The organism is Paenibacillus haidiansis, from assembly GCF_036553665.1.
In the GTDB taxonomy this organism is placed as follows: domain Bacteria; phylum Bacillota; class Bacilli; order Paenibacillales; family Paenibacillaceae; genus Fontibacillus; species Fontibacillus haidiansis.
This window is the reverse complement of the sequence record NZ_JAZHPZ010000036.1, coordinates 1-5,464: the sequence shown is the minus strand read 5'-3', so window position 1 is coordinate 5,464 and position 5,464 is coordinate 1. Positions and strand designations below refer to the sequence as shown.

General features: G+C 43.3%; 6 protein-coding genes. 1 reads left to right on the top strand and 5 read right to left on the bottom strand.

The window, feature by feature from the left end; genetic code table 11:
• Positions 1 to 11: 11 nt before the first annotated feature.
• From spoVAE to V3851_RS26735, 4 genes are read right to left on the bottom strand one after another with little or no spacing between them, the layout of a single operon-like run.
• Complete coding sequence (gene spoVAE, locus V3851_RS26750) at positions 12 to 362, bottom strand: stage V sporulation protein AE (RefSeq protein ID WP_005832063.1); 351 nt, start codon at positions 360 to 362, stop codon at positions 12 to 14.
• Positions 359 to 1,378, bottom strand: coding sequence for a stage V sporulation protein AD (gene spoVAD, locus V3851_RS26745; RefSeq protein WP_127510464.1), 1,020 nt, complete (start codon positions 1,376 to 1,378; stop codon positions 359 to 361). Before spoVAD ends, spoVAE begins: the two co-directional genes overlap by 4 nt.
• Before the next feature lies 1 nt (position 1,379).
• Complete coding sequence (gene spoVAC, locus V3851_RS26740) at positions 1,380 to 1,859, bottom strand: stage V sporulation protein AC (protein WP_005832062.1); 480 nt, start codon at positions 1,857 to 1,859, stop codon at positions 1,380 to 1,382.
• A 44-nt stretch (positions 1,860 to 1,903) separates the two neighbouring features.
• On the bottom strand, positions 1,904 to 2,764 hold the full coding sequence (locus tag V3851_RS26735) for a DUF421 domain-containing protein (RefSeq protein WP_331849412.1): 861 nt from the start codon (positions 2,762 to 2,764) through the stop codon (positions 1,904 to 1,906).
• A 210-nt stretch (positions 2,765 to 2,974) separates the two neighbouring features.
• Between V3851_RS26735 and V3851_RS26730 the strand changes: the two genes are divergently transcribed.
• Entirely contained in the window at positions 2,975 to 3,181 is a 207-nt protein-coding gene (locus V3851_RS26730) for a DUF1657 domain-containing protein (protein WP_277748943.1), read from the top strand.
• Between the two features lie 879 nt (positions 3,182 to 4,060).
• Here the strand turns inward: V3851_RS26730 and V3851_RS26725 are convergent.
• Entirely contained in the window at positions 4,061 to 5,104 is a 1,044-nt protein-coding gene (locus tag V3851_RS26725; RefSeq protein ID WP_331849422.1) for a YkvI family membrane protein, read from the bottom strand.
• Positions 5,105 to 5,464: the final 360 nt, after the last annotated feature.

The following is a 5,464-nucleotide window of genomic DNA, read 5'->3' as shown; positions in this document are numbered from 1 at the left end:
TGGGCCCCGTATTATCCTTTGGGTTTTACGAACAATGCAGCGAGAAACGAAAAAATAATCGCTGCGGATATTCCGGCACTGGTCACTTCGAAAATTCCGGTGATGATCCCAATCCAGCCATTGCTCTTTAGTTCTTGAAGCGCACCATGGACAAGAGCGTTACCAAAGCTTGTAATCGGGACCGATGCTCCTGCCCCGGCAAATTCAATCAGCGGATCATACCATCCAATTCCGTCGACAATCGCGCCCAATACAACAAGCAGGGTCATGGTGTGGGCCGGTGTAAGTTTCAAGACATCAAAACAAAATTGTCCGAAAACACAGATTGCACCTCCCACCAAAAAAGCCCAAAGAAAAATCATAATATCTCCCTTCCTGCCTCTATGGATACGGCATGAGCGATACAAGGAATGCTTTCCCCTTGTTGAAATGAAATCGGGGATAGCAGCGCCCCCGTAGCGACAACGAGGATTCGTTTCAGCTCACCTCTTCGCATCCGATTTAGCAAATGTCCATAGGTAACAACTGCCGAACAACCGCAGCCGCTTGCTCCGGCTTGAACCATTTGGGTTTCATAATCGTAAATCATCATCCCGCAATCGGAATATTCGGTTTGTTCGATGGGAAAGTTATGTTTCTTAAACAATTTACAGGCGATTTCATATCCGACTTTCGCAAGATCGCCGGTAACGATCAAATCGTAATAACCCGGTTCAATTCCCAAATCTCGAACATGCGCCTCAATGGTGTCTACCGCTGCAGGAGCCATCGCTGCGCCCATATTAAACGGATCTTTAATGCCCATATCGATAACCCGGCCAATGGTGGCAGATGTAACAACCGGTCCGTCACCTTCCATGGATACGATGGCAGCACCGGCCCCGGTTACCGTATATTGGGCGGTTGGCGGTTTTTGCGAACCGTACTCGGTCGGATATCGGAACTGTTTCTCCGCACTGGAATCATGGCTGCATGTCCCCGCCAACACAAATTTCGCCGAACCGGAATTTACAAGGTTAGCTGCTAATGCCAGACTTTCCATCGAGGTTGAACAAGCGCCAAACACACCGATGTAAGGGATCGATAATGTTCGCGCGGCAAAACTGCTGCTAATGATTTGATTCATCAAATCCCCGCCTATGTAAAACTGTACTTGTTCCTTTGTCAACCCCGCATTTTCAATAGCCAGTTTTGCCGCTTCTTCAATCAATACCTTTTCTGCTTTCTCCCAGCTCTTTTGTCCCATCATGGATTCTCCATGGACAATGTCAAAATCTTTGGCCAGCGGGCCTCTTCCTTCAAATGGACCCACTACCGTTGCTGTTGATCGGATGAACGGCTTGTTCTCAAATAGCCAACTCTGGTGTCCCTTTAACATATTAAGAGCCTCCCCCGCCTTTGATCAGCAAATGTACAATTCCTACCGCAAAGGCGGCGACTGTACCAAATACAATAACCGGTCCAGCCAGTTTAAACATTTTACCGCCAACACCGAGTACCATACCTTCACTCTGATGTTCAATCGCAGCGGATGCCATCGAATTCGCAAATCCCGTCACAGGCACTGCGGAACCCGCACCAGCCCATTGGGCAAACTTATCGTACACCCCCATGCTGGTCAGAATGACAGAAAGGAGTATCATAACCGCCACGGTAGGGTCTCCAGCTTTTTTCTCATCAAAGCCGCCCCAATGCACAAACATTTCCTGGATGGCTTGTCCAACCAAACAAATGGCCCCGCCGGCTATAAACGCACGAATGAAGTTTTTGAGTATGGGCCTCGGAGGTTCGACGCTTTGCGCCAATTCTTTATATTCCTGTTGTACCCGCGTTAAATTTTTCTTTATATTATTTGCCATGAACATCCTCCTCGAATTTCAGCTGACGTATAATTGGCGAATTGTTAACGAATCAGCAATGGTTTAACTTCATCAATAATCTTTTCTAACGCTTTTGAACATTGCTCGTACATCTGCTTTGTATTTTGTTCTTTGGTAGATAAGCCAAACATTTCGAGATCCGCTTCACACTTTTTCAATGTTGCAAGCAACGCGGCTTTTTTCTGGGGTTTCGGTACTTTGATCTGATCATCAAATAAATCAACGTATAGCTGGCCATAGGAATCCACCTGTCCAAGAAATACGTTATCAATCGAAACACCTAATTTCTCCAGTTCCGTATCCAGCCATTTCCTGTTTAGACCTATCGTGGCAAGCGGTTCGTCCATTATTTTTCCATCCATAATGACCGATTGAGGTTCTTGTTCTGGCCCGACATTTATTCCCAGGTGTTTAGGCGTTAACGGTTGATTTTCCTTGGTTAAAAGAACGCTAACGTCACCGCTTGACTCCATGATGGCGAATTCAACATCGGCAGCTTTGAACACATTCTTTATTCGAAGCTGTTCCATAAGTTCATCCGTGGTAATCCTTTCTTTTTTTAGGTTATCCTCCATGATCTTGCCGTCCTTAATGAGCACTGTTGCTTTGCCGTCGAATAGGTCTCTTGCCGTTTTGCTTTTCAGCTGTAAAAATTCAATCCCTAAAGAAACAACGGTCCAAACCGTCATCGAAACCAAGCCCAGATACCAAGTGGACTCCAGATCCAACGAAACGTAAGCTGCAAGGCTGCCGATCGTGATTCCGGTGATATACTCAAACAATGAAAGCTGTGATACCTGTCGTTTACCCAATATCTTCGTTAGGACAAAAAGAACCCCCATAGACAATAACGTTCGCAAAGCGATTTCTACCCAATCCGGCATAATATCACCATTCCTTTCCAATCACATTAATCGACAAAAGTTAATATGTCCTAATTCCATTATTTTCATGCATTTCCATTTGAATTTTTTTCTAACGTATACTTTTGTTGCGAGACGGAAATATTAATTTCGGTATTGGGAGAATGTAAGCATCTATTCCTATTACCCCTGAAACATTATCCTATCCTAAGGTAAAGGAGGTGACATTCCGTGACAGTTGCTTCTCAAGTGAAAACGTGCGTAGCATCTTTAAAAAGTGCTCAGGCGAGTCTGGAACAATTTGCTTTGGAAACACAAAATCAAGAAGCAAAATCGCTCTTTACGAATGCGGCCCAACAAGCACAACAAATCGTGCAGCAAGTAGAAAGCCGCGTACAACAGTTGGAAAATGAAGAGCCTCAATATAAGGGGTTTTAAGAAAAACAGACAAACCATGAATATTGAGGACATGGCTTGTCTGTTTTCATCGGTGAACAGATTAGAAAAGAGATCAAACCCTACAAGTTGAGTAGGGTTTGATCTCTTTTCGCCACTATTCTATTGTTTAGACAGCTAACCTTGGATAAACCTAAACACTGCCGCCCCCATCGCCACTGCTAAAGCTGACAGTATCCAAGTTCCCCCTAGGCCCAACGCACGCCCATGGCTACGGCCGCCAAATGATGAAGGTTGGAATTGAATGCCGATCTTTTTTCCCCATTCGCTTCCCTTGGGCGCTGTCCTATTGGAGTTGCCGAAATCATTGTAAGATTGTTGTATTCGATGGTCAGGAAGCTTTTACTGGAGGCATCAATATCGGGGATGAATATACCGGATTAAAGGTTCGAATGTCGCTTTTGGCGCGACACCCATACTGAATAAGTAGGTAAACCTGAAAACGAACTGCAAGCAGTATTCGACGCCCATTTGGAATATTGCGGTGCGGAATCAACAAAGACTGGTAAGAACATTCATACTAAAGATGCACGAACGCTTGTACCAATACGAATTTACATTAGAGGTTGAAATCGGTTCGCAGAGTTGAGTACTGAGTTCATTGCCTTGAATGAAATGAATGCCATTTAGGTACAAGAAGTCTTTGGAATCTTGTGCCTTACTTCCGATAGTAGAAAAATTACCATCTTCTTTATAACGGATGTGACTTTAAAGATCATCGGCAAGTTTCAGGAATTAGATGGCGAGGAATACTCTATATCGGAGTCCGGCATTTGTTGCAGGAACTTTTTAAAATTAGTCATGATAGAAGAGCTAATAGTTAGATTTCGTGCCGAAATCAACTTATAAAAATATGGAGACTTAGTCCCTGGGCATCCGTTGAACTGCTAAAAAAATAAGAAGTATCAAACCCATATACCCAAATAGCGGATAAAGATAAGTAAGTAAGGAGGTGAAACCGGCTTGACTAATCAAAAAACTAGCAAGTAATATGCCAAGAACCAACCAACTTTTAGGAAGATTATAAAGACTTTGGATTTGACGAGAAATTCCGAATACATTGCCTATCAATGTGGTGAATATTTCTCCATAGATTACGAGCAAAAACAATACATGAAAATACCGCCCGAAATCTCGAATAATCTCGGCCATCGGAATATCGTATTGAAGAATCTCGGGCATCTTTGAGCTCATTGCAAAATGGCTGACAAGAAGCATAAAACCAAGACCAATGCCTCCCCAAAACCCTCCCCATTTTAATGCGCTTTCGTCATCCACCTCACTCCCCAGAGGAACCATAACGGCTAGAATAAAAGCAAAATTCAATCCTGCATACACAAACGGACTCACGAACCACTTCAAATTGTACAGTTGTTGGTTCTGCCAACCGACTATATCAAAAATATTGTCTATTCTGACAACCTTTACGACAAGGAGAATAGTGAAAAAAAGCATCATGGGAACAACTAACGAGTTTACGAACATAATTCCGCTGATTTCCTTCGTCATCACCAGATAACACAAAACGATGCTGATGATAATACCCAGTTGATAGGGTAGACGGAGTTGTTCTTCGAAAATGGTACCGGTTCCTGAAAGCATCACGGCCGTTACCCCAAATAGAATAATTAAAGTCAAGGCATTTGCGACTTTGCCGAAAATCTTGCCAAACAGATAAACATTAAACTCCTGATATGAAAATGCTTTGATACGGTGAGCTAGAATCATCATTTTAGTGCCGATCCACACAAAAAGAAAGGTGCTGCATAAAATGCCTAATACCCCATAGGCTCCGTATACCGTGAAAAACTGCATAATCGACTGTCCTGAAGCAAATCCGGCTCCCACCACGGTTCCCGAATATGTTGCGGCGATTTGTATTATCATACTTGTATTTTTCTTCATATTTCACCCATGTCCTGGTATAGTATAGAATCATTAAATTCTATGCTTAAAAAAAATGCTTATTCCAAAAGGAACTCGTTGTCAGCCGTTATGACGAGAATCGATAGTGGTCCGGTAGATCATCAATTAACAAACTTGAGTCTTTAACAATGACATGGTAAATATGCAGCTCATGAATCTGGGCATGATTTTTGGAATCGGTAAACTTATGGTTTTGGCCTTTATTTATCTACCGAGGATGAATCTGTGCAATCAACGCCCCGCTTGGCGATGCTCGAAGCCAGCAGATATAGCCCCACATAGATAGGAAACGAATATGTATGTTTCCAGTGAACGGGGTGGTATAAATCGGCCATTTGT

What these genes read in the sequence shown, in the direction of transcription:
- spoVAD (WP_127510464.1), bottom strand. Translation starts at nt 1,378, where the DNA reads ATGTTAAAGGGACACCAGAGTTGGCTATTTGAGAACAAGCCGTTCATC.
- V3851_RS26735 (WP_331849412.1), bottom strand. Translation starts at nt 2,764, where the DNA reads ATGCCGGATTGGGTAGAAATCGCTTTGCGAACGTTATTGTCTATGGGG.
- spoVAE (WP_005832063.1), bottom strand. Translation starts at nt 362, where the DNA reads ATGATTTTTCTTTGGGCTTTTTTGGTGGGAGGTGCAATCTGTGTTTTC.
- spoVAC (WP_005832062.1), bottom strand. Translation starts at nt 1,859, where the DNA reads ATGGCAAATAATATAAAGAAAAATTTAACGCGGGTACAACAGGAATAT.
- V3851_RS26725 (WP_331849422.1), bottom strand. Translation starts at nt 5,104, where the DNA reads ATGAAGAAAAATACAAGTATGATAATACAAATCGCCGCAACATATTCG.